The organism is Desulforhopalus glucosivorans, assembly GCF_054397165.1.
Genome location: NZ_AP044854.1, coordinates 5,137,258 through 5,160,341, shown reverse-complemented (window position 1 = coordinate 5,160,341; position 23,084 = coordinate 5,137,258). Strand labels below are relative to the sequence as shown.

The window sequence follows — 23,084 nt, the reverse complement described above, 5'->3', positions numbered from 1 at the left end:
ACCTTCAGTAAAACTTCGGGAGGAAATATAGAAGTTCAACGTGAAACGGGTAAAGGATCGATGTTCCAGGTTACCATACCATTGGGGTTACAGGATATAAACAACCAGAAAGCAGATACAGGTATTATCAAAATCAGCAAGAAAAGAACTCTTCTGTGGATGACACCCTTGCCGTAGATATCCTTTTGAAAATACAGTACAGCGCTTGGAAATGCTTGGCACAAATGACTGTCTCACTTAACCAATAGGTACTCATGGTACTCATATCTGGTAATCCATATCTATTACTGGAAAAGATCGAACAATTTTTGCAGACTAGTGAGATGGAGCCTCGAGCTGCTTAAGAATATCCTGTATACCTGCAGAAATGAGATCAGGCTTTAGTGCGAGTTCCAGCTTCTTGGCACCACGTGCATCTACAAATGTATTCTCATACTGGACCGCTGACTTCTTCAAAATTTTGAAGCTTTTATCAAACAGTATAAAATGATAGTTTAAAACGCCGTAGCCTGCTGCCCCTGCTATAACAAGTGCAATAATTATTTTTTTCATGGTACGCCCTTCGTTAGTTCAATTGTAATATACAAAAGTTTACCTCATTTCCATTGCCTCGCAGGCTGACAGTAGTCGATAAGGGCACGTCGAGCAAGAGCATAATACAGGTAACTCCAGAGACTTACCAAACCCTTACATACACCCATTCAGTTACAACATTTTGAGATAATACTCTAGCAAAACAATATCCCTGCAGTTGTCAATTCTGCCTTGGATTCTCTTCAAAAACACCCCCAGGCAATCCATAGTCCACTTACACTATCGCTATTTCTTATTGTCATTCCTGCAAAATATTCTTAGCATAAGGCTATAGAAGTGATCACACTTGAGCATCTCAACGACTCTGTTCATTTTACCCCTGAAGTGGGAAGTAAACCGAGATTCTGCACACCGCCCTCTCGGAATTTTCGCTTACCTGAGGGATATAAGTAACTCCATAAGGTTTATGAATAAACAACAGGTAAGCGGCAACTTTAGATACGTGAAGACTGCGAGTAATTTTCAAAGGTTTTAACCATACAATTAATGACCTATGCCTATTTTTGAATACCGTGCACTCGACGCAAAAGGGAAGAAACTAAAAGGTATAGTGGATGCCAATAGTGAATCCCACGCCAGGACAAAACTCCGTTCCCAGGGGAAATTTCCCGTATCCATAACCGCCAGCACAAATAAACAGGGTGGCAAAAGTTCGGGTGGCCAGGGATTTACACTCTTTAGTAGAATTAAGCCTGGAGAAGTCAGTAATATAACCAGGCAACTGGCAACGCTGATGGGTGCAGGCATCCCCCTTGTAGAGGCTCTTGAGTCCCTCATCAAACAGACACGTAACGCCGCTCTTAAAAAAGTCATTGCTCAGATAAAGGACTCAGTAAACGAGGGTAACACCCTGACCTCAGCCCTTGGGGAACATCCGGGAGTTTTCTCAAGTATTTTCATTAATATGGTGAGGGCTGGTGAAGCCTCCGGATCACTTGACATCGTACTTGAACGACTTGCCGAATTCAGTGAAAAACAGGAAGCCCTTAAGGCCAAATTTCAGGCCGCTCTTGTTTATCCAATTTTCATGGCTGTTATCGGTACAGCTATTCTCTTCCTCCTCATCACCTACATCGTGCCAAATATTACCCAGGTGTTTGACGAGATGGACAAGGCCCTTCCACTCCCAACTCTTTTTCTTATATCTCTCAGTGACTTCTTAAAGTCATACTGGTGGATTCTACCAATCCTGTTTGTAATTCTGTTCACAGCTTTTCGCTTTATTATCAGTCTAGATTTTGGACGAAGGGGCTGGGACCTCCTCAAACTCAAAACCCCAGTTGTCGGTACCGTTATACAAAAGATTATCCTTGCGAGAATAGCCTCAACCCTTGGTAGCCTGCTTGATAACGGGGTGGGTCTCATGGCTTCAATGCAAATTATCAGGACCCTCGTAAACAACGTCCACATTGCTGGAGTAGTCGATAATGCCATGAAACAGATTGAAAAAGGGCAGAGTATGACCGTCGCACTTGACGACTCTCCATGGTTCCCGCCCATGTTTGTTCAGATGGTTTCAGTAGGAGAACAGAGTGGTAACCTGGAAAGCATGCTAAAAAAAGTTTCAAATGCCTATGAAAGGGATGTTGAAACGGCCATCATGGCCATGACCAGCCTCCTGGAACCTGCCATGATTGTAGTTATGGGGTTTGCTGTGGGTTTTGTTGTGCTATCGATCCTCCTGCCGATTTTCGAAATGAACCAGATGATAGGATAGACCGAAACTTCCTAACGTGTTATAGCTCCTGCTCTAAGTAAAATATTTTTTTGGGGGAGGATTCTTTCCCCCCCTCAATATTTATAATATTCATATCTTATTTTTGTAGAGCTCTGCAAAATAGGGTAAAATCAAAATAAGAGCTGAGACCAACAGTTAAAAACACCAACATAAGAGATGACAGATGAGGAACATATACCGAAATATTGGCATCGCGACACTCTTTATACACATCCTGCTTGCTACCTTTGCAACGGCGACCACCAACATTGACACCTCTTTCGGAGAAGATGGCTATATCCTGCAGGATTTTGGATACGGTGATGACGAAGCACATGCCATCGCGATTCAGAATGATGGGAAAATAGTTGTTACCGGTTACCAAAATAACGGGGCCATTAAAAACCTGATCGTCTCCAGATTTATGGAAGATGGAACCCTTGACACAAGTTTTAACTCAGACGGAGTCTACTCAGTCAGTCTTGGTAGTGGAGATACCATCGGAAGAAGCATTGCTGTTCAAGAAGATGACTATATCGTTATTGGTGGTTCCTCCTACGATACTGAAGGCACCAGAGTGGCGGTGCTACGATTGACGCCTGAAGGTAATCTTGACTCCTCATTTAGCGACGACGGTTTTATTTTGTTCTCGGAGGGTGATGGGGACATCTCCAGCACTGTAGTACAGCTCACCGACGAAGAGAAAGTGGTCGTTGCGGCTACCATCAAACCTGATGATTCAACGAGCTATGCATTTTTTGCAAGACTTGACACTCAAGGTGACCTGGACACAGCCTCTTTTGGTGATGTCGATTCAACCACAGGCTACACCGGTTATACCACCTACACAGACGAGTCAAATGATGTACAAATCAACAGCTTACTCGTCCTCAGTAGTAATAAAATTCTTGGTGGCGGCTCTTTTGCTGAAAATGAATCTCAAAAGGCAGGCCTTATACAACTTACTGATGGAGGCGTACTCGATACAAGCTACAATTCAGACGGCACATTGACCCTTGAACTTGGCGGCACATCATCGGTTATCAATGCTATGGAAGAAGGTTCTGATGGAAACATTATTATTGCAGGCGCAATAAACAATGGAGAATATGACGAAGCATTTGTCGGAAAACTTGAAGATGACGGCACGACTGTGTCAGATTTTGGAACGTCTGGAACCTACACAACAACCTACTCTCTTGACAACGCGATTAACGATATATCGCTTAACGAGAATGGTTTAATTGTAGCCGTTGGCTTCATGACCTCTCCGACTAGCAAGGATATCTTTGTACTGTCTCTTGAAGAAGATACAGAGAACCAGCTCACCGCAGTAACATTCATCACCACAGACATTGCTGAAAACGATGATATTGCTAACGCAGCCATTGCGCTAGATGATGACACCCTCCTCGCCACCGGCTCAGCCTCTAACGGAACTGATCTGGATATTGCTCTTTTGAGATTTGCTGGCAGTGACTCGCTAAGCAGTGACTCATCATCCAGCGAAGCAATTGGGTCAACAAATGGTGTTGTCACCTCCGGGTTTCGTCTTACCACAAAATCTGTCAGCTCCATAACCCGGGTTTCTGCCGTCTCAGGTGGTTCAATCACACAACTGAGTTCAGATGACACCGACACTTCAGAGGATGACGATGCTTCAGAGGATGACGACGCTTCAGAGGATGACGACGCTTCAGAGGACACCAACACGTTAACCATTACCCAAAAAGGTGTTGTCTACGGTACAACAGCACATCCTGAGTATAGTGAAGATGAGGACTCAGACGATTCGGGTGACTCGGTTGACGTGAGCGACTCGGACGACGACGATTCGGGCAACGATTCGAGCGGGGGGATCTTCCCTGAAGACTCAGGCTCTTATATCGTGCGACAGGGTTATACAAGCGATGGTGATGGTACAGACTCATACAGAAGTGATGTTGAAGGTATTACACCGGGAACCACCTATTACCTCCGGGCCTACGCTATACTCTCCGACGACACAATTATTTACGGCAATGAGTATAGATTTACAACGGACGATGCCTGCTTTATAGCAACTGCGGCCTATGGGTCAATTTTTGAGAAACACGTGGTTTTGTTACGCCAGTTCCGGGACAATTACCTGCTCACCAATAGTATTGGCGAACGTTTTGTAACCCTTTATTATAGATATTCTCCACCTGTTGCAGACAGTATCAGGGACAGCAGCGCACTGAAAGTAATTGTTAAAATCGCCCTTTTCCCTGCAATACTTCTGGCCATGTTTTTCGTTAAAACAACACTTATCACAAAAATATTATGTTGTAGTGCAGGCCTCGCCTTCACTCTACTTTTATGCTTAAAATATTTTACTTCCTTTAAGGTATCTGCCCCATGAAAAAACAACTGCGTATCTCTCGAACCTCGCGACTAAAAGATTCAGGATTCACCCTCATAGAACTCCTTGTAGTTCTGGTCATCATTGGGGTTCTCGCTGGCTATATTGGTCCCAAAATTATGGGCCGTCCAGAAGAAGCCAAAAGAACGAAGGCTGGCCTGCAGATCCGCGGCATTGAGACAGCCTTAAAAATGTACAAGCTTGATAACGGCAGTTATCCTTCCACCGAGCAAGGTCTTCAGGCCCTGGTCGAACCACCCACCACAGGCAAACTTCCTCCAAAGTGGAGAACAGGAGGTTATATGGAGAAAGGCAAGGTCCCTCTCGACCCCTGGGGCAATGAGTTTATCTACCTCAGCCCCGGACTCAACTCTGACTTTGATCTCAGCGCCTATGGAAACGACGGAGAATCTGGTGGCGAGGGAGACGCAAAAGATGTCAACAATTGGGAAATTGACTAATATTTTTAATGGAAGGGAGATTACCCCCGATAAACGTGGTACGTGACTTGTTGGCAACAAACAACTTCACGATTTTAAATATTGTTCCTGAGTTTCTCGGAGTCTACGCTACCTGTTTTTAAAACAGAAGTTCAGGAGTAAAGCACTAACACCTTCTGGTGGGGCAACAATTTTGGACGCGCAGAGCAATAGGGGATTCACACTTCTGGAGTTAATTGTCGTCTGTTTTCTCATCGGTATAATGCTTTCAATCGGGTCGCCATCCCTACGAAATGCCTTTTTCACAAACCCGCTTAAGAGCGCAGCAAGGCAGATGATCGGTGCCATTAATGAGGTGAGACAGAAGGCGGTTCGTAGCCAGGAACCCTACTACTTTCACCTAAGCCAGATTGAAAACAGAATCTGGTATGAAAAGGCTGTCGAAAAAACGAAAGAGGAGGAGGACCTTACGGAGGAAGGATTCGATTCTGACACACAGGAACTACAGTTCCCGGATTCAGTACGTCTTACAAAAATATGGATTCAGGATAGTGGAGTATCCTCTAAGGGGGAAACAACACTTTATATAAGTAAAAAAGGATATATGGAACAGGCAGCAATCCAACTTTCAGATGATTCAGGCAACTCCCTCTCAGTTCAGTGCAATCCATTTACAGACCCGATGACAGTTAGCGAAGAGTTCCTCCCAAACTAATTATTAAAAGTGAGTTATGTGTAATTTCAGACTACCCTTTCTCACAGACCTGAGACAAACTAAAACGGGCTTCACACTACTTGAAGTGATGATTGCCGTCTCAATTCTTTCAGTCGCCCTTGTGGCCCTTTTTGGCTCCCAGGCACGGAGTCTATCCCTTGCAACCGAGGCACATTTTAATAATATTGCTCCAATGCTTGCCTCCTATAAACTTGCAGAGATTGAAAGTCAGCTCATCCCACTTCAAAGCGACGAGGGGGATTTTGAAGATGATTTTTCGGGCTACTCCTGGGAAATTGAGGTTTCAGATGCTGCACTCGACAGTTTTGAGGCTCTGGATAATATTCAAAATCCTCTCCAGCAGGTTCTCTTGACTGTATCCTGGGAAGGGACAAATTACAGCTACACACTCACCTATTATGCCTTCAAGTTACAGTAATACAAAGGGCTTTACCCTTATCGAGCTGCTGCTTGCGATCTTCATCTTTGCCATAGTGATTGCTAGTGTATATGGGGCCTATAGGTCCACCTTCCATATCATTCAGGGGTCCGAGGCAACCCTGAACGAATCCCACAAAGCCCGCGCTGCACTTGAGAGAATAACAGAGGATATTACCGCAATTGTAACTGGCCCAGGCGGCTACCTGGTAGGAACTGAACGGGATATTGCAGGCAGCAGAGGCGATTCCATGACATTTATATCTTCCACTCATATATCCCTTGGAAGAAAGGATGTTATTAAGGGGGACGCCGTCATCAGCTACACCTCCGAAATCGATGAATCAGACAACAGTATGCGGCTCCTTCGCTCGGATGCGGTAAAAAAACCAGGTGCCACCGTTGAGGGCACCAATGGCACAGAGTATCTTCTCTGTAGCGGCTTGCAAGAAATCCGTTTCACCTATTTCAATGACGAGGGTGAGGAGACAACCAATTGGGAAACAGAGAGTACAATAGAATCAGACGGGACCGTAACAGGCCCGGAGCTGCCCGCCATGGTGTCCATTGAACTTGTTTTTAAGGGTTCAGGAACAGAGGAAAGCGGTAATCATTTCAAAACGGCTGTTGCTTTTGCCAAAAAACTTGAGGAATAAAATATGGAGCGACCAAAACTGCTCTGTATAAAACGTTTATCTGCTGGCGGGTTTACTACTCGTGGGGACGAACGCGGTATGGCACTGCTCATAACTATCATGACCCTAAGCCTGCTCGCAGCAGTGACCATACAGTACCATAAGGTGACCTGGCACAAGCTCATTGTTTCCGACAATTACAAACGTGGCCTACAGTTAAAATCAATAACAGAATCAGGGATTAACATAGCTCTTGCCACCCTTCAAAGTGATCTGGGTGAAAACATTTCAGATTCACTCCTCGACCCATGGGCACAACTGGAGGAGGAAAACTTCGATGCACTCTTCCCAGCCGGTGAACTGCGGTTAACAATCGCAGATTTATCAGGGAAACTACAAGTAAACAGTCTGGTCGAAACAGAAAATTCGGGTACAAAGGCGGAAAACAGTGGTAAATCTGATGATTTACGTACTATATTGAAAAACATTCTCCTTTCGGAACAGTTTAGAATTGAAGATGAGACAGAGGTAACAGAAATTATCGATGCAATTGTTGACTGGATTGATGACGACGATAAAGAATCTGACCATGGTGCTGAAACCAGCTACTACCAGGCGCTGGATGAACCATATGCTGCAAAAAACGGCCTCATCTATAACCTTGAAGAGCTTCTGCTTGTACGGGGAATCACCCCGGAGATTTTTTACGGAACCAAGGAGAGTAAGGGGTTGCGCGACCTGCTTACAGTGTATGGTGATGATGGGAAAATTAATATTAATACCGCAGACCCACTTATTGTACAAGCAATGAATCCACTCATAACTGACAGCCTGGTAGAGCAGTTTGACGAGTATAGACGGGATTCAGATAATAGCAGCAACTTGAGTGACACAGGCTGGTATGTAAATATTGGATGGCCGGGCGATATAGAACTTGATACAGATTTATTAACAACAGAGAGTCACTATTTTCAAATATTTGCAACCGGACGATTTGATACACTTACATGGACTATGGTGGCCGATGCAGAGCGTACTGAAGAGGGAACGCTTGATATTTTGAGAAAAAAAGTGGAGTAATTAATGGCTGACACTATTTTTTGTCTCGATATCCACGAAGATACGATCGTCGCACTTGCAATCGACAACAGTACAGACGCGACCGTTGTACAAGGCTGTGCCAAAAACAGTCTTGAGACAGCGCCTTTTCCTTCCCTTTTAGAAGATCTCAAAGAACAGACTGGCTTTACAGAAGGTGGCAGTCGAATTGCCTTTGGTGCCGAACTCTTTTCCTACAGAACACTGACGCTTCCCTTTAGTGATAAAAGTAAAATAGAACAGATCCTGCCTCTCGAACTGGCAGATGCGTCTCCTGTGGATGTAGACGATCTGGTTATCGATTTTGTGATCAGCAAGATAACACCAGAAGGGACAGAGGTCCTTGCGGCCATGATAGACAAAGAGGTCTTCACAGACTGTCTGGCGTCCCTCAATGGTGCTGGGTTAGATCCCGAAAAAATAGGTATTAGCGGGGTTGAAGAAGCGATTGCTCTGACCCACGGTGAAGAGACCGACTTTATCCTTATTGATATCGGAAGCAGCTGGGCCACTGTGATTGTGGTCAAAGAAGCAAATATCGCCCTTATCCGCTCTATATCTACTCCACCTGAAATCTTTGCAACAGATACAGAGATACGAAATACCGACTTTGCCCTCAATATCAAACAGACACTTCTTATATCCGGTATGTTTGATATTCATAACAAACAGTCCGTAGTCTTTTTAACAGGTACCCTTTCTCCCTATCAGGGACTTGCCGATATTTTATCCACAACTCTCGAAGATGCCGTAGTAAAACTATACATACAAAGCCAACAACCCCTTATAAAAATTGCTCCAGAAATCGAATCATCTTATGCTCCTGAAGAGATGGACAGGGTTCTCACTTTAGCTCAAAGTCGAACCACTAAACAGAACAGCTTTAATTTTCGTAAAGGGGCTTTCAAAAAGCGAAAAACGCCAGGCGACTACCGCTCCCTGTTTTTCAGATTTGCAGTCCCTGCCCTTGCTATTCTTATTTCAGGCATCGGATACTGGATCTATACCTACACCAGTCTACAAAGCCAACAGGACGAACTCAATAAGCAGATCGTACAGGTTTTCAAGGAGACTCTGCCTGGAGTCACACGCATTGTGAACCCCATTCAACAGCTTTCAGTAAAAAATAATGAAATTAAAACAACCTACAGGCCTGGGGGTTTAAGTGGTTCAGAACTTACCATAATAGAACTGATGGCAGAGCTTTCCAGCCGTATACCAGCAGCCTACCAGGTAACTGTTGTCCGCCTGGTCGCCGATACAGAGGTCATACGGATAAAAGCCATCACAGTAGACTTTAACACAGTAGATAACGTCCAGAAAGAACTTGAAAAATCACCTTTTTTCAAGAGTGTTTCTATCAGCTCGGCAAACCAGTCCCCAAAGGGCGATGAAGTGAGCTTTGAACTGAAAATTCAGCGCACCTGATACCAAATATATGAACCGCTTAATTGACAAACAAACCCTGCAAAAACTTTGGGATAAGTCGGGACTTCAAAACCTTGAAGCCCGGGAACGACTATTTCTCGCAGGGGGAGTACTATTCCTTGTTTGCTTTATGTTTGTTCGGTTCGCTATTATCCCTGTTGTTAGTGCCAAAAGCCGCCTGGAGCAATCTACTGAGAGAAAAAAACAAGAATTGGTAGAAATTAAGGAACTTCAGCAGGAATACCTTACTCTGAAAAAGGAAGAAGGTACTATTCAGGCGATGATCAATAAACGGGGACCAACCTTTTCCCTGTTCACCTTTCTCGATCAGCAGGCAGAGCGAGTTCAGGTAAAAAAACAAATCAAATACATGAAACCATCTGTAACAGAGGGCGAGGACAGCCTAAACGAGACCATGGTTGAAATGAAATTCCAGCTCATCACCCTTGAGTCCCTTGTCGGTTTTTTGAGACTGATCGAATCAAAAGAGAATGTGGTTTTTGTAAAACGGATCTCAATCCAGGAAAATAGCTCTGAGACAGGTTCCCTCGATGCTATTTTACAAATAATCACCTTTGAGGAGAAACAGTGATGCCAGTCAAATCATCGACTCGATTCTTCTTATATATCGGGTATGCATTTATAATAACCCTGGTACTTCTCTACATTCGCTTTCCAAGCGGAGAATTTAAATCATACTGTGAAAACAAAATTGGCCAGGCACTAAAAGACACAACATGTTCCATTACACAAATCCGCTATCACTTCCCTATCTCAGTGGTTCTAAAAGGGGTTGACCTGCATAAGACAACAGGCGAGCAGCAAACACACATTGTGATGGATCAGATAGCAATACGACCCCGTATGAAATTTTGGAATAGTTTCAAAATTACAGGTGAGGTCTATTCAGGCAGGCTCTATTCAACCCTTAGATTTAGCCGTAAGACCAGCAGTTTTACTCTCACAGATACAGTACTCGTTGGCCTCAACCTTGAGGAAATATTAAAAGATCAGGGTATCACCAATAGAAAGGTTCAAGGCAAACTTGATGGATCAGGCACCTATGAGGCAAAGATGGTATCTCCTTCAAAGGGAACCGGTAAGGCTCGTATCGCACTCACGAAAGGAAGTTTTGATCTGATACAACCTGTATTATCCCTTTCTTCCATCAACTTTGAAAAGATTACTTTTGACATATCATTTGAAGAGTATCTTGAACTACAGCAGGGAAAACTCAAAGGGGAAAACATCAACACCAGCTTTGAGGGAAGTCTGAACATAATGAACTCGTTACAGGACAGCCGTTTAAGACTATCTGGGCTTTTGGAACCGAAACAGGAATTTTTACAAAGCCACCCTGCGGAAGCGAAAATGGTAAAACAGTACGCAAAACGTTTTAGAAAAAATGGTCTCCCGTTTAAAATGGGCGGCACACTATCCAATCCGACATTTAGATTTAGTAGGTGATTTTATGCAAGGTCGGAGCTCAAATATAGTTATACTCTTCCTGATTACGATCTTCAGTATTATTTCAGTTGAGGGTTTCTACCAGGCATTGGAATATTTTGTCTTCCAAACCCCGGTCGTATCAGAAGAAGAAGTCCGTACTGACAAAACAACAGCTGTAGCTTCACAAAGGAAACGAGAAGAAAAAAGACCTGATTACCGCATAATATTACAGAGAAATCTCTTTGGTAGGCCAGACGACAAGAGAGCTCCTGAGCAGGCTAACCCTGCTGAAGAAACAGCTCCTCAGGATAAAGCAGAGTTAGGCATTGTTCTCATGGGAACAATAAGTGGTAGTGACAATAGTAATCGCGCATTTATCCTCACTAAAAACACCAGAGAGCAAGAGCTGTTCAGTATCGGGGAGGTTGTAGAAGGAGCCCTCATTAAGGATATTCAGCGAGGGAAACTCGTTCTATCCATAGATGGGAAAGATGCCTTCCTTGATATGAGTGAAGCCGCAGAGATGAGAGCCCGCTATGTCCCCCCAAAGACATCGACTAAGAAGTCAGCGCGCTCAGCAACTCTTGGCGGAAACAACAATTCGACAAATATTAATTCAACAACCGTCCCAAGACGTCGGGTAGTTCGAAGGCCTCGTGCCACCCAAAACAGTCCAAGATCCACTGAAAATTAAAGACATTGCCATGTATAGATATAAACTTGAGCTTCCACAAAAAGATAATGTTTCACTAACGTATGGTGGAAAACGTATGAACAGGTTTCAATATATTGTCCCCCTCATCCTGCTCTGCCTCAGCTTATGCCCGTACCCAAAGACTGCCTTTACTGAAGAGCTTCCACGCCCTCTTGCTGAAACCACATCTAAAAACAATCACAGCGGACAGCACATTATCATCGATTTTGATAGTGTAGATATCCATCTCTTTATTAAGTTTATCAGTGAATTAACAGGCAAAAATTTTATTGTTGATAAAACTGTTCAAGGGAATGTCACTATCATCTCACCAACACGTATCTCTGTTGATGAGGCATATAGAGTCTTTGAGTCTGTTTTAGAAGTGCATGGCTTTACCACGGTTGAATCCGGTGCGGTTACAAAGATCCTCCCATCTGCACGGGCCCGTTCACAAAACGTGAAAATGTTGAGTAACGGCATATCGGGAACTCCGGAAGACAAAATTGTCACCCAGATTGTCCCCTTGAAATACAGTTCTCCTACAGACTTAAAAAAAGTTCTGGCTCCCCTTGTCTCACAGACTTCCGTGATCATAGCCCACACCCCGTCAGGCATGTTGATCATAACTGAGACAATGTCCAACATTCAAAAACTTCTGGGCATTATAAATCTGCTCGATGTTGAATCAAGAGAAGACGAGGTTGCCGTAATTACACTCCAAAATGCCTCCGCTGATGCGCTGGCAAAGATTTTAACAACGATCTACCAGAAATCCAGAGTCACAGCCAAAGATGGATCAGCAAACAGTGGGGGATCAATCAAAGTAGTCCCCTATGAGCGCGTCAATGGCATTATTGTTCTTGCCAATTCCAGTGAGATGGGGCGTATCAAAAGCCTCATCAACATGTTAGATACCAAAGTACAGCGAGCTGACGGCAATATTCACGTGTATTACCTGCAAAACGCCACCGCCGCTGAACTCGTCAAAGTACTTAATGCGCTTCCCGAAAAACAGCCGCAAGGGCAGAACACCACAGGTAAAGCTGCCGCCATCTCTAAAGATGTAACGATTATGGCGGACGAGGAAACCAATGCACTTATCATCACAGCAACAAAGGATGAGTATGTTGTTCTTGAGGATGTGATCAAGAAATTAGATATTCCAAGAAGAATGGTCTATCTCGAAGCGCTCATAATGGAAATTGACGTTGACAACACCCTTGATTTGGGTGTGGAATGGGCAGCGGGAGGTGAATTTTCTGACAGTACAGGTGCACTAGCCACAGGTTTTAGTGATGATGGTAAATACTCCTATCTTGACGGTATTGATCCATCAAATCCCTCTCTAACAGCCGAGGGATTTTCTCTTGGGGTCCTTAAGCAGGGCATTGAGCTTGGCGGAGTCACCTTTCCCAACATCGCAGCAATACTCACCGCTGTTAAAACTGATTCCAACGTCAATGTTATTTCCACACCCCAGATCCTCACCATGGACAATAAAAAAGCAGAGATATCTGTTGGCCAAACCGTTCCATTCATTACCAGCAAAAACACAAATGCAGCCGAACAGAACTACACACAATACGAGTATAAAGACGTTGCCACCAAACTTTCAATTACCCCTCACATAAACCAGGCAGACTCCTTGCGACTGGAAATTGAAACAGAGGTCGTCAGATTAAAGAGTGGTGCTGATCCTGAGACGCCGACGACTTTCAAAAGGACAGCGACGACCACAGTTATACTACGAGACCAGGATACCATCGTAATCGCCGGTATTATTGGCCATGATGCTACAGAAAGTGAATGGAAAATACCACTCTTAGGCGACATCCCATATCTAGGTTGGTTGTTTAAAACCCATTCAACGACAGATAGAAAAACAAATATGTTCATTTTTATCACTCCTCGTATTGTCCGAAATCCTGCGGAGATATTCGCCGTTACTCTCAAAAAAGAAGATCAACTTGGAGCAGTCCTGCCTGCCGTAAAAAACGAACTACACCCTACAGAAAACCCCATCCATGCAGAACAGCTTACGACAACAGGGTTTGATAAACTTATGGAAGGTAAACTTCTAGAGGCGAAACAGTTTTTTGAAGAAGCACTTCAGATTGATTCTCAAAACCCATACGCACTCATGAACTTAGGAGTCGTCTACGAAAAGGAAATGCATCCACAACAAGCTCTAGTAATGTACCGGGCCGTTGTCGCAACAGGCTCAGAAAAATTAGCTGAGAAGTCGAGTGATCCAGAAGCAACTGGTCGGACCATCGTGGAACTCGCACAGGAGCAGATTCAACGCCTCGAGAACAATAGCGCAACACAGTAAGAAATAGGCATATTTGAATGAAAAAAATTGGTCAATTACTCATAGATAATTGCGGAGTCTCAAAAGATGCTGTGGAGGAAGCTCTTAAAACCCAGGTGGAGACCCACATTCCCATAGGGGAAATACTGTTAAAAGAAGGTGAAGTTGATGAGTTAAGTCTCCTGAAAGTACTTGGTGAACAATATGGAATCCTGGTGTACCGGACACTACCAACAGAAATACAGATGGAATTTGCTGAAATTATACCCATCAGTTTTCTTAAACAAAATATGATTGTACCAATCATCACATCAGATGATAAGTATATCGCCATCAATAACCCCCATAATTTTCAGGCCCTTGATGACCTGCGCTCACTACTTTCTCTTAAAACTTCAAAAATAGTACTCGCACCATCTCAACAAATCATCAATGCAATTAACTTTGTCTACGATATGACCCCAACCTCCGCTGACGAGGTTATGCAGGACATTGATGATGAGGATCCGGAACGACTCTTCTCTGAAATTGAGGAGGTGGGTGATCTCTTAGATGATACCAGTGACTCCCCTGTTATCCGGTTAGTTAATCTTATGTTTTCCCAGGCTGTTCGTGACAACGCCTCAGATATTCACATAGAACCATACCAGAACAGTTTAAAAATCAGACAGCGGCTCGATGGAATCCTCTATGATATGCTGCGCCCTCCAAAACATGTGCAGTCCGCACTTGTTTCCAGGGTTAAGATCATGGCAAAACTCAATATCGCCGAGAAAAGACTCCCCCAGGATGGTCGTATTGAACTAAAGGTTGCCAATAAGGAAATTGACATACGTGTTTCCACCCTTCCCACAGCCTTTGGTGAGCGTGTGGTTCTTCGTTTACTGCATAAGTCTTCGGTAATGATTTCCCTTGGGGATTTAGGAATGCCAGAAGACAGATTTGCAACCTTTGACAAGGAAATCAGATCGCCCAATGGTATTGTCCTTGTTACCGGCCCCACAGGTTCGGGTAAGACCACAACACTCTATGCAGCACTATCGGCAATCAACAACACAGATATCAATATTATTACTGTTGAAGACCCAATTGAATACCGTATTAGCGGCATTGGCCAGGTTCAGATCAATCCCAAAATAGACTTGACCTTTGCCTCCGGCCTGCGCTCAATTGTACGGCAGGATCCGGATGTTATCCTCGTCGGGGAGATACGTGACACAGAAACAGCTGAAATTGCAATTCAATCTGCCCTTACCGGTCACCTTGTGTTTTCTACCCTCCACACCAACGACTCGCCTGGTGCAATAACACGCCTGCGTGACATGGGAATAGAATCCTTTCTCATTGCCTCATCGGTCAACGCAATACTCGCCCAGCGGCTGGTTCGAATAATCTGTGAACACTGTAAGGAAGAATATACTCCTTCCTCTGAAATGTTTGCACGTATTGGACTTGAAGGAGAGGAATATCATGAGCATAAAGCGTATCGAGGCAGGGGATGTGCGAAATGTCATAGTACCGGTTTTAAAGGACGCGAAGGTATCTATGAACTCTTACACATGACCCAGGATATGAAAGCGCTGATCCTCCAAACCTCAGACGCCAATGCAATCAGAAAGAGAGCTATCGAAAATGGCATGATCACCCTGCAACAGGCTGGTGCTGAGAAAGTCCTCCAGGGTGTGACAACCATCGAAGAAGTATATCGCGTATCCCAAGGGTAAATTGTAAGTTTATTTCCGCACTACACTATTATTTGTTATAATACGCGCTATTCCACATGTATTTTCTATGGTCCAGAATAGTACAATAGTATGGCTCAAGATTCCGAAATGAAGTGTTTTAACCCTGAAATAAAACGAGATATACATATATCATCACATACATACGTCGTGAATGATAAATACTATTTGATAGATTTTTCTGCTTGGGATAAGGAAATTAGAGATTGGCTTGCCAATAAAGAGAGACTTACATTAGGAGATGAGCACATGCATGCCATAAATTATCTCCGGACTACATATGGACAACATTACAGGCATCCATCTCTCAGAGCCGTTACCTCTGAATTATCAAAGGAATTTGGAGCACCAAAAGGTACCCCAGGATACTTCCATACCCTCTTCCCAAAAGGTATTCACCAAGCATATCTTGTAGCCGGTCTTCCAATGCAAGATAGTTGCTGTTAAACTGTCTGACGATCTTGATATATGTTCTTGCTGCTATCCCAGAATTAATATTTTTCTAATTAATTCACACAGGGAAGACTCTAAGAATTTAGAAAGACGCTCGCCATAATTGACCGAATTTACGAGTGCGAATTACATGATCAGTTAACCTGTGTAGTATTGAAGATTACTCGACAGCACAGCATACGTAATGAGAACCAGTAGTGAAAGAGTCGAGCCTATTGACCAGTAGACCCAACCCTTCTCAAATTTTATGATTACCACTTCTGAATCCGCATACCGTCTTAATCCGCGAAACAGTCCAGGTAGCATCCCGAAATAGACTGATAAAAAGAGTAATATATAGATGGGATAACCAATGTAATTGTACCAACCTTGCAAGATATCAAACGGACAGTGGTGGGTGGGAAGTTCGTAAATGTATATTGATACAAATGAAATGATCGAAGCGAGTACAATGCAGAAAAACAGTCCACCTACAAGAGTTGTCAAATAGCGTAAAAAGCTTGAGTTACTATGCAGTAAGGCACATGTTACACAGAGATACACAGCAGCAGTGCCATAAAAAACAGCCATAGATGTTCCAACGGGAAAAGCCGATAGTGAGGCAATAGTACCAACACTCTCACTACCAAAAAGGGATCCGCAACAGGAGGTGATAATAGCAGGTTCCAATCCCATAAAATATTCAAGTTGCAAACCCAGATCGGCTGCAATCATGGGTGCAACGACAAGGAGAAGTATATACTTGAGACGGACAAAGGGATAGTCCTCAAGACTCTGGTCAACCATATTGAGCGATACCCAGAAAGCCGAAATAAAAAGTGTCACAATTTTAATCAGCAGAGCGTACCAACCAACAGGATTTGCATTGAGGGAACCCGTAGCGCACATTGCCCCCACAAAGAGTCCATGAATATCATCCATGGTGTAAACAAAAAGAATAGTGGAGACAATCTGAAACCCAAGGGCCCAGTTGACGAGTGTTGCTACAAGGTAGGTTTTACGCTCAAGTTTAAGCTGATATTCCGAGCTACTGCTAAAATCCCATTTCACAAGGATCTGCCACCCTGTAATTGTGGCATAACTCACCATCAGCAGGGTGATAACCGCACCTATAATGAGCCCTATTATACCGGGATGTAAAATCACCTTTCTACCACTCTCTCAAGACAGCCATCTCGCATAAGAACATGTTGTGTCACAAATCCACTCTCAGCAACATATGGGTCATGGGTGGCAATGACCACCGTCTTACCATCGTTATTTAATGTTTCTATAATATCTAAAAACTCCCCCGCTAATTCCCGGTCAAGATGGGCAGTAGGCTCGTCTGCAATAAGAACCTCCGGATTATTGATAAGTGCCCGTGCAATTGCAACTCTCTGTTGCTCACCACCAGAAAGCTGCTTTACCTTCATCCGTTGTTTATGGGTAATTTTTAACGTTTCCAGAATCGGAAGGGCTCTTTGTCGCATTGACTTAAATGAAATCGGTAGAGGATAGAGGGGAAGCAAAACATTTTCTAAAACGCTAAGGTCACGGATAAGATTGAACTGCTGAAAGATAAAACCAAATCTCTCACGCCGTACCTCTGTTAAAAATCGTTCAGGCAACTTAACAACATCTTTTCCGGCAACATGTAAACGTCCACTTGTCGGTCTGGCCATACAACCGATCAGACTCAAAAGTGATGTTTTCCCTGATCCACTTGGCCCTGTAAGTGCAACCACCCCACCCTTTTCAATAGTTAAAGAAACAGCTCTCAGTGCATTAACTTCACTGACTTCTCCCCTGTTATAAATCTTCGATACTTCGGAAAGTTTAATTAACCCCATACTCAGCTAGCCCCTCATCACAGTATCAGGATCAGTCACAGCAGTTTTCCATGTTGGTAACACAGTGCTTGCTATATAGGGAACAACTGTGAGGAAAAACATGGTGAGAACGTGCATTACATTCACCGATGGGATCAACTCAAATGCAGGAAAGAGTATCGACCAACCTTTCATAATAGAGGACAGAATAAATGCATCAAAGTAAAAAATATGGAGATATGAGAGTAGTATTCCGGTTAAAAATGAGATCAGCGAGACAACCACGCCCTCCCAAAACTTTAAAACCAGAATATCTCCAGTATCCCAACCAATGGCTTTTAGTACACCTATTTCCTGTTTTTCCCCTGCGCTGATCCCGGTGGCCTTATCCCAGGCCATAATGCAAAAGGCGAAAAGAGCCGCACAAAAAACCGTTAGCATCATACCGCTCCGCCAGTTAAAGACCATGTCATAGGTACGGGTAAGTTCCGTCTTCGTTATCGGTCTTGTATCCGGGTACATCTTTTTTATTTTAGTGGCAACTGTTCCTATCTCGTTGCGGTTAGGGACCGAAATTGTAAGATCCGTTGCCCTATTCGGGGGGAATCCAAAAAAGTTAATAACAGCAGAGTCACTTAAGACGATCAGGTCATTAGTCAGCAGACTCGAATCAGAATCAAATAGTCCAGTAACCTCAAAGAGCTGTGCAGTATTCGTACTATCCATCAGAATTATCTCTTTTGAGTAGTCCGCACCCCTTAAAGCCGCTACACCTGCACCAAGGGCGCACTCAGAATCGGTCTCTGGCAAGGAGCCATCCAGTAAATCCAACCCCTCAACTGAGCCTCCACTCCCGATAACTGTGTAGTTAACCTCAACCAGTGGGTCGTAGTAGTATCCCCAGTAACGTGGGGTAACGTCCCCCACTCCACGAATTTTCCTTATCTTTTCACCATAGTCGAGGGGAATAAGATCATGCCGCCCTCCCATAAGTTTCTGGACGATTATATCCGGCACACCTTGCAGTATCTGGTGTGCCTCGGTTCTAAGGGCATGGGTGAGAAAGAGAACAGATGCAAGAGTCGCCACTGTAAAGCTATAGGCAAGCATAATAGCTATAACTTTTGACTTGCGTCTGAAAAGAGAAGATAGGGCATATTCTAAAATTTTCAGATGTCGTATCACTGTTCTTTTCCTTGGAATAACTGAGGAGGGGCCATTATAGTTCCGGCCGGAAAGTGTTCGAAGGATCCTGGAAATTCCTGAAATGCACTGAAAAAATCAGCCTGAGATGGGTGCCGTGTGTATCTTGCCTCTGTCCAGATTGCAAAATCTGTGAGCCCCAGCTTTACAACCAATTCCTGCTTTGCTGCCAACATCTGCTGGTCTTGAAGGTGATAGCGCACCTGCCCATGAGCTAGCATAAGTAGAATGGCTAAACATTCCATGAGAATAAACCCTATAAAGACTTTACTTTTTAACATATTTTATTACACATATATTCTCAGGTTTCTAACACATCACAAGATTAATCTTAATCTATCATCGACTCATTTGTTACAAGAAAAAAGGGGAAAAGCTATGCTAAATTATTTTAGACCAATTCTTGTCTCACTGGCTGCAGCACTCCTACTTGCAACTCACCTGCAGGCAGCACCAGTAACAGACATAAAACCGGATGAAAAATGTAAGGTCTGCGGAATGTTTGTGGCAAAATATTTGCCATGGATAGCTCAAATTCAATACGCTGGAGACGATGTTGCAATGTTTGACGGTGTAAAGGATATGATGGCCTACTACTTTGAGCCTGAGAATTTTGGGGGCAAACATGGTCAAAAGGCTACCGCAATTTACGTCAAAGACTACTACACCCAAGAATGGATCGACGGCAAGAAAGCCTTATACGTTGTAGGCAGTGATGTCATGGGCCCCATGGGACATGAACTTATCCCATTTAACTCACAAACAGCTGCTGATAATTTTATGAAAGACCATAAAGGAAAAATGATCTACCAATTTGACCAGATTACCCTCGAAAAGGTAACCAGCATGCGTTCGGGTATGAAGATGAAGGGCAAGATGAAAAAAGATGGTCATGAAATGCATGACCATTCAGGTACAATGGACCATTCAGGTTAATAGTCGATTCCCCTGTGATAAAACCATAGGTTCCCACGGGGGAATTATAAAGTTATCATTCACTAAGCATTCAATAACCCGCCATAGAACCAATAAACAACAGATCGTTCAATCTCTACAATCATCAGGATAGCATCTGCCCCTTTACCTTCTCACATTTTTGTTACAACCACACCAAATTGAAGACGGTATTACCTCAATCACTCACGGATCTATTTGATGAGCGACTATCACTACGTGACACAATCAACATAAAACACTGTTTTTAATATATTTTCTGATTCCGGCCAGGATAGTAAACAACTGGCACATCATTTGTAATAAAAAGAATGTTGCGAAGGTTAATCGTTATGTGTAAAAAGGATAACGCGACAAGGGTTTACTGTAAACCTTCAATATTGGTCTACTTTTCCTTATATAATTATAACACCTGCAATAGATCCCCAAACTGCTTGCCCCGGAGGCGTAACATGAAACGACGATCCCTTATTCTCGGCTTACTTTTAATATTTTTTGGCGCGCAGATATGTGCTGCAGAAACAATCTATCTTTCTTCAGCTGCAAGCATGACAGATGCCATGAAGGAAATTATCTCCACCTTCTCAGCTGAACATAAGGATGACAAGATTCTGCCAAACTTTGCATCTTCCGGCTCCCTTGCAAAACAGATTAATCAAGGTGCTCCCGCCCATCTCTTTATCTCTGCCAATCCTAAATGGATGAAGTTTTTGATTGACAACAAGGCCATAGCTCCAGAAACAAATCAGGTTTTTGCATACAACTCTCTGGTCTTTGTTGGCCAAAACCTTGAGGTTACAAACCTCAATGAAATAACAAAATTTTCCCGCATTGCCATAGGCAGCCCAGGCAGTGTTCCAGCTGGGCAATATGCAAAACAGGCAATGGAAACAGCTGGAATGTATAGTGATCTTGAAAATAAAAAAATCCTCGTCATGGCAAAGGATGTACGTCAGGCCCTGCTTTATGCAGACCGAGGTGAGGTTGATGGAGCATTTGTCTACAAAACCGACGCACTTCTTGCCAAAAACGCCGCCATAGCCTTCACTGTTCCTGACGACCTTTACCCAAGAGTCAAATATCCTATAGCCCTCACCCCACTCGGTATAAAAAGCGCCCTAGCCAAACAACTGTATGACTTTATGACCAGTGATAAAGCTCAAACCATCCTTGAAAAGTATGGCTTTAAACCAGCCAAATAATAACTATGTTTTTTTTACAGCCCGATGACATCACCGCCATTCGACTGTCGTTAATGGTGGCAACTGCAGCTACATGTGTTGCATTGCCTGTGGGATTTGCTGCGGCCTATCTTCTCACCTTTAGCAACATGCGTTGCAAAACCATCTTTGAGGGTATAATTAACCTTCCCCTCGTTTTGCCACCCGTGGTTGTGGGCTATCTGCTTTTACTGCTCATGGGTAAAAACGGACCAATCGGTGCTCTACTCAATCATTTTGGTATTACAGTAATTTTCACCCTAAAGGGTGCTATTATTGCTTCTGCTATTGTTGGATTTCCACTGCTTGTCAGGTCAATTCGAACAGGCATGGAAAATATCGACCAAAAGATCATCCACGCAGCAAGAACCCTCGGTGCAGGATGGTGGGATACCCTGATCAGTATCACCCTGCCGCTCTGTTATAAGGCGGTTCTTGCCGGAATGACCCTTATGTTTGCCCGCAGCCTTGGCGAATTCGGTGCAACAATCATTTTAGCAGGAAACATCCCTGGGATAACCCAGACCATCCCCCTTGCCATATACCAGTATACAAGTACCCCAGGCGGCGATACAATGGCACTATCACTATGTATTGTTTCAATCGGCCTATCGTTTGTAGTTCTCCTGATGAGTGAAACTGTAAATAAGAAGATAACAAGGAGTTAGGCTGTGCTACTTGAAGTAAATGTCGAAAAGAAATTTGCCAATTTCAGTAGCAAGGTGGACTTTTCCATCAATCAAGGCCGAACCGGAATATTCGGTCCCTCCGGTAGCGGCAAGTCTACACTTATGAATCTACTTTCGGGCCTGATGCAACCGGATCATGGCACTATTACCTTAAACAGCAGGCCACTTTTTGACAGTGAAAAAGGCATTAATCTGCCGCCGGATAAACGCAGGGTGGGAGTCGTTTTTCAACACGCCCATCTCTTTCCCCATATGAGTGTGAAGAACAACCTCTTTTATGGCTGTAAGCGAACAGCTTCCTCAGAAAGGAAGATTGACCCCCAGCAGCTGATATCGGTTTTACAACTTGAACCCCTGATGAAAAGGAGCATAAGCCAGCTATCAGGCGGCGAAAAACAGAGAGTTGCCCTCGGTAGAACCATCCTGACAAACCCTGAGTTGATACTTTTGGACGAACCGCTCACGGGTCTCGATGACCAGTTAAAGTTCACCATAATCCCCCATCTTCAGCGGGTCTTTTCTGAATTTTCTATCCCAATGCTTTTTATCAGTCATAATCTCCAGGAGATGCGGATGATGACTGACAATATTCTTGTAATGGAAAAGGGGCAGATTACCCAGCAGGTTGGAACTGAAGAACTGGCCAGATCAAGTTTTGGTACCGGAGGCAGAGGATATATTAACCTACTGCAGCTTGACCAACAGGAAGACCTTGGCGACCTGTTCAGCTATCAATGGGGCAAGGTCAAACTAATGCTGGTGAAAACCAACCATTCAAAAGGAGGGCAATTTAGCCTCGGTGGCCGAGATATTCTTCTTTTTAAAAAGCACCCAGAAGCCGGTAGTGCCAGAAACATGCTCTCCTGTACAGTGAAAACCACCTACCAAACAGATTGGCTTGTGGGGGTAGAACTCGATTGCCAGGGCAGCACACTTATTGCTGAAATTGTGCCGCAATCTGTAATCGAAATGGATATCAAGCCAGGGACAAAACTCGTTGCAGTAATAAAAGCCTCCGCCTTTCAACGACTCTATTGAGATAAGCAACGCCGGAAGACCAACTTGGGTTTAATAGGTAATTCGCCAAAAGGCCAAAATCAGCAAGCG

General features: G+C 43.8%; 23 protein-coding genes. 18 read left to right on the top strand and 5 right to left on the bottom strand.

Going from position 1 to position 23,084, the window contains the following annotated elements:
* Window positions 1–315: 315 nt before the first annotated feature.
* Window positions 316–552 carry a hypothetical protein gene (locus ACX6CI_RS22035; RefSeq protein ID WP_458775801.1) on the bottom strand — a complete coding sequence of 79 codons (237 nt, stop codon included), beginning with the start codon at window positions 550–552 and terminating at the stop codon, window positions 316–318.
* A gap of 535 nt (window positions 553–1,087) precedes the next feature.
* On the opposite strand from ACX6CI_RS22035, the gene gspF reads away from it, so the two are divergent.
* The 14 genes from gspF to ACX6CI_RS21965 all read left to right on the top strand — a co-directional run bounded on the left by gspF (window position 1,088) and on the right by ACX6CI_RS21965 (window position 16,094).
* Entirely contained in the window at window positions 1,088–2,311 is a 1,224-nt protein-coding gene (gspF, locus tag ACX6CI_RS22030; protein ID WP_458775800.1) for a type II secretion system inner membrane protein GspF, read from the top strand.
* A 184-nt stretch (window positions 2,312–2,495) separates the two neighbouring features.
* Entirely contained in the window at window positions 2,496–4,694 is a 2,199-nt protein-coding gene (locus ACX6CI_RS22025) for a delta-60 repeat domain-containing protein (protein WP_458775799.1), read from the top strand.
* Complete coding sequence (gene gspG, locus ACX6CI_RS22020) at window positions 4,691–5,155, top strand: type II secretion system major pseudopilin GspG (RefSeq protein ID WP_458775798.1); 465 nt, start codon at window positions 4,691–4,693, stop codon at window positions 5,153–5,155. The genes ACX6CI_RS22025 and gspG overlap by 4 nt, the downstream gene beginning before the upstream one ends.
* A 172-nt stretch (window positions 5,156–5,327) precedes the next feature.
* Window positions 5,328–5,849, top strand: coding sequence for a prepilin-type N-terminal cleavage/methylation domain-containing protein (locus ACX6CI_RS22015; RefSeq protein WP_458775797.1), 522 nt, complete (start codon window positions 5,328–5,330; stop codon window positions 5,847–5,849).
* Between the two features lie 16 nt (window positions 5,850–5,865).
* Complete coding sequence (locus ACX6CI_RS22010) at window positions 5,866–6,288, top strand: type IV pilus modification PilV family protein (protein ID WP_458775796.1); 423 nt, start codon at window positions 5,866–5,868, stop codon at window positions 6,286–6,288.
* Window positions 6,269–6,943 carry a PulJ/GspJ family protein gene (locus ACX6CI_RS22005; RefSeq protein ID WP_458775795.1) on the top strand — a complete coding sequence of 225 codons (675 nt, stop codon included), beginning with the start codon at window positions 6,269–6,271 and terminating at the stop codon, window positions 6,941–6,943. The genes ACX6CI_RS22010 and ACX6CI_RS22005 overlap by 20 nt, the downstream gene beginning before the upstream one ends.
* Window positions 6,944–6,946: 3 nt before the next feature.
* The gene (gene gspK / locus ACX6CI_RS22000; RefSeq protein WP_458775794.1) at window positions 6,947–8,002 is read left to right on the top strand and encodes a type II secretion system minor pseudopilin GspK; all 1,056 of its coding nucleotides are present in this window, start codon (window positions 6,947–6,949) and stop codon (window positions 8,000–8,002) included.
* Window positions 8,003–8,005: 3 nt separating this feature from the next.
* Complete coding sequence (gene gspL, locus ACX6CI_RS21995; RefSeq protein ID WP_458775793.1) at window positions 8,006–9,448, top strand: type II secretion system protein GspL; 1,443 nt, start codon at window positions 8,006–8,008, stop codon at window positions 9,446–9,448.
* 10 nt (window positions 9,449–9,458) lie between these two features.
* Entirely contained in the window at window positions 9,459–10,040 is a 582-nt protein-coding gene (locus tag ACX6CI_RS21990; RefSeq protein WP_458775792.1) for a hypothetical protein, read from the top strand.
* The gene (gene gspN / locus ACX6CI_RS21985; RefSeq protein ID WP_458775791.1) at window positions 10,040–10,915 is read left to right on the top strand and encodes a type II secretion system protein GspN; all 876 of its coding nucleotides are present in this window, start codon (window positions 10,040–10,042) and stop codon (window positions 10,913–10,915) included. Before ACX6CI_RS21990 ends, gspN begins: the two co-directional genes overlap by 1 nt.
* Window positions 10,916–10,919: 4 nt before the next feature.
* Window positions 10,920–11,591 carry a type II secretion system protein N gene (locus ACX6CI_RS21980; RefSeq protein ID WP_458775790.1) on the top strand — a complete coding sequence of 224 codons (672 nt, stop codon included), beginning with the start codon at window positions 10,920–10,922 and terminating at the stop codon, window positions 11,589–11,591.
* A gap of 10 nt (window positions 11,592–11,601) precedes the next feature.
* A complete protein-coding gene (gspD, locus tag ACX6CI_RS21975) occupies window positions 11,602–13,926 on the top strand; it encodes a type II secretion system secretin GspD (RefSeq protein WP_458775789.1) in 2,325 nt (774 codons plus the stop codon).
* A 17-nt stretch (window positions 13,927–13,943) separates the two neighbouring features.
* A complete protein-coding gene (gene gspE, locus ACX6CI_RS21970; protein ID WP_458775788.1) occupies window positions 13,944–15,629 on the top strand; it encodes a type II secretion system ATPase GspE in 1,686 nt (561 codons plus the stop codon).
* A gap of 90 nt (window positions 15,630–15,719) precedes the next feature.
* The gene (locus ACX6CI_RS21965) at window positions 15,720–16,094 is read left to right on the top strand and encodes a TusE/DsrC/DsvC family sulfur relay protein (protein WP_458775787.1); all 375 of its coding nucleotides are present in this window, start codon (window positions 15,720–15,722) and stop codon (window positions 16,092–16,094) included.
* Between the two features lie 144 nt (window positions 16,095–16,238).
* Here ACX6CI_RS21965 and ACX6CI_RS21960 read toward each other — a convergent pair whose 3' ends face one another.
* Genes ACX6CI_RS21960 through ACX6CI_RS21945 form a run of 4 tightly spaced genes read right to left on the bottom strand, consistent with a single transcriptional unit; the run spans window position 16,239 to window position 19,395 of the window.
* Window positions 16,239–17,246, bottom strand: a complete 1,008-nt coding sequence (locus ACX6CI_RS21960) for a hypothetical protein (RefSeq protein WP_458775786.1) — start codon at window positions 17,244–17,246, stop codon at window positions 16,239–16,241.
* Window positions 17,243–17,932: an ABC transporter ATP-binding protein gene (locus tag ACX6CI_RS21955; RefSeq protein WP_458775785.1), complete on the bottom strand. Its 690-nt coding sequence runs from the start codon at window positions 17,930–17,932 to the stop codon at window positions 17,243–17,245. The genes ACX6CI_RS21960 and ACX6CI_RS21955 overlap by 4 nt, the downstream gene beginning before the upstream one ends.
* A 6-nt stretch (window positions 17,933–17,938) precedes the next feature.
* A complete protein-coding gene (locus tag ACX6CI_RS21950) occupies window positions 17,939–19,096 on the bottom strand; it encodes an ABC transporter permease (RefSeq protein WP_458775784.1) in 1,158 nt (385 codons plus the stop codon).
* Complete coding sequence (locus tag ACX6CI_RS21945) at window positions 19,093–19,395, bottom strand: hypothetical protein (RefSeq protein WP_458775783.1); 303 nt, start codon at window positions 19,393–19,395, stop codon at window positions 19,093–19,095. The genes ACX6CI_RS21950 and ACX6CI_RS21945 overlap by 4 nt, the downstream gene beginning before the upstream one ends.
* Window positions 19,396–19,492: 97 nt before the next feature.
* Between ACX6CI_RS21945 and ACX6CI_RS21940 the strand changes: the two genes are divergently transcribed.
* The 4 genes from ACX6CI_RS21940 to modC all read left to right on the top strand — a co-directional run bounded on the left by ACX6CI_RS21940 (window position 19,493) and on the right by modC (window position 23,015).
* Window positions 19,493–20,050 (top strand): nitrous oxide reductase accessory protein NosL, encoded by a 558-nt coding sequence (locus ACX6CI_RS21940; protein WP_458775782.1) that lies wholly within the window; start codon window positions 19,493–19,495, stop codon window positions 20,048–20,050.
* 470 nt (window positions 20,051–20,520) lie between these two features.
* On the top strand, window positions 20,521–21,270 hold the full coding sequence (modA, locus tag ACX6CI_RS21935; RefSeq protein ID WP_458775781.1) for a molybdate ABC transporter substrate-binding protein: 750 nt from the start codon (window positions 20,521–20,523) through the stop codon (window positions 21,268–21,270).
* Window positions 21,271–21,275: 5 nt separating this feature from the next.
* On the top strand, window positions 21,276–21,956 hold the full coding sequence (gene modB, locus ACX6CI_RS21930) for a molybdate ABC transporter permease subunit (RefSeq protein ID WP_458775780.1): 681 nt from the start codon (window positions 21,276–21,278) through the stop codon (window positions 21,954–21,956).
* Between the two features lie 3 nt (window positions 21,957–21,959).
* Window positions 21,960–23,015, top strand: coding sequence for a molybdenum ABC transporter ATP-binding protein (modC, locus tag ACX6CI_RS21925; RefSeq protein WP_458775778.1), 1,056 nt, complete (start codon window positions 21,960–21,962; stop codon window positions 23,013–23,015).
* Window positions 23,016–23,084 lie beyond the last annotated feature (69 nt).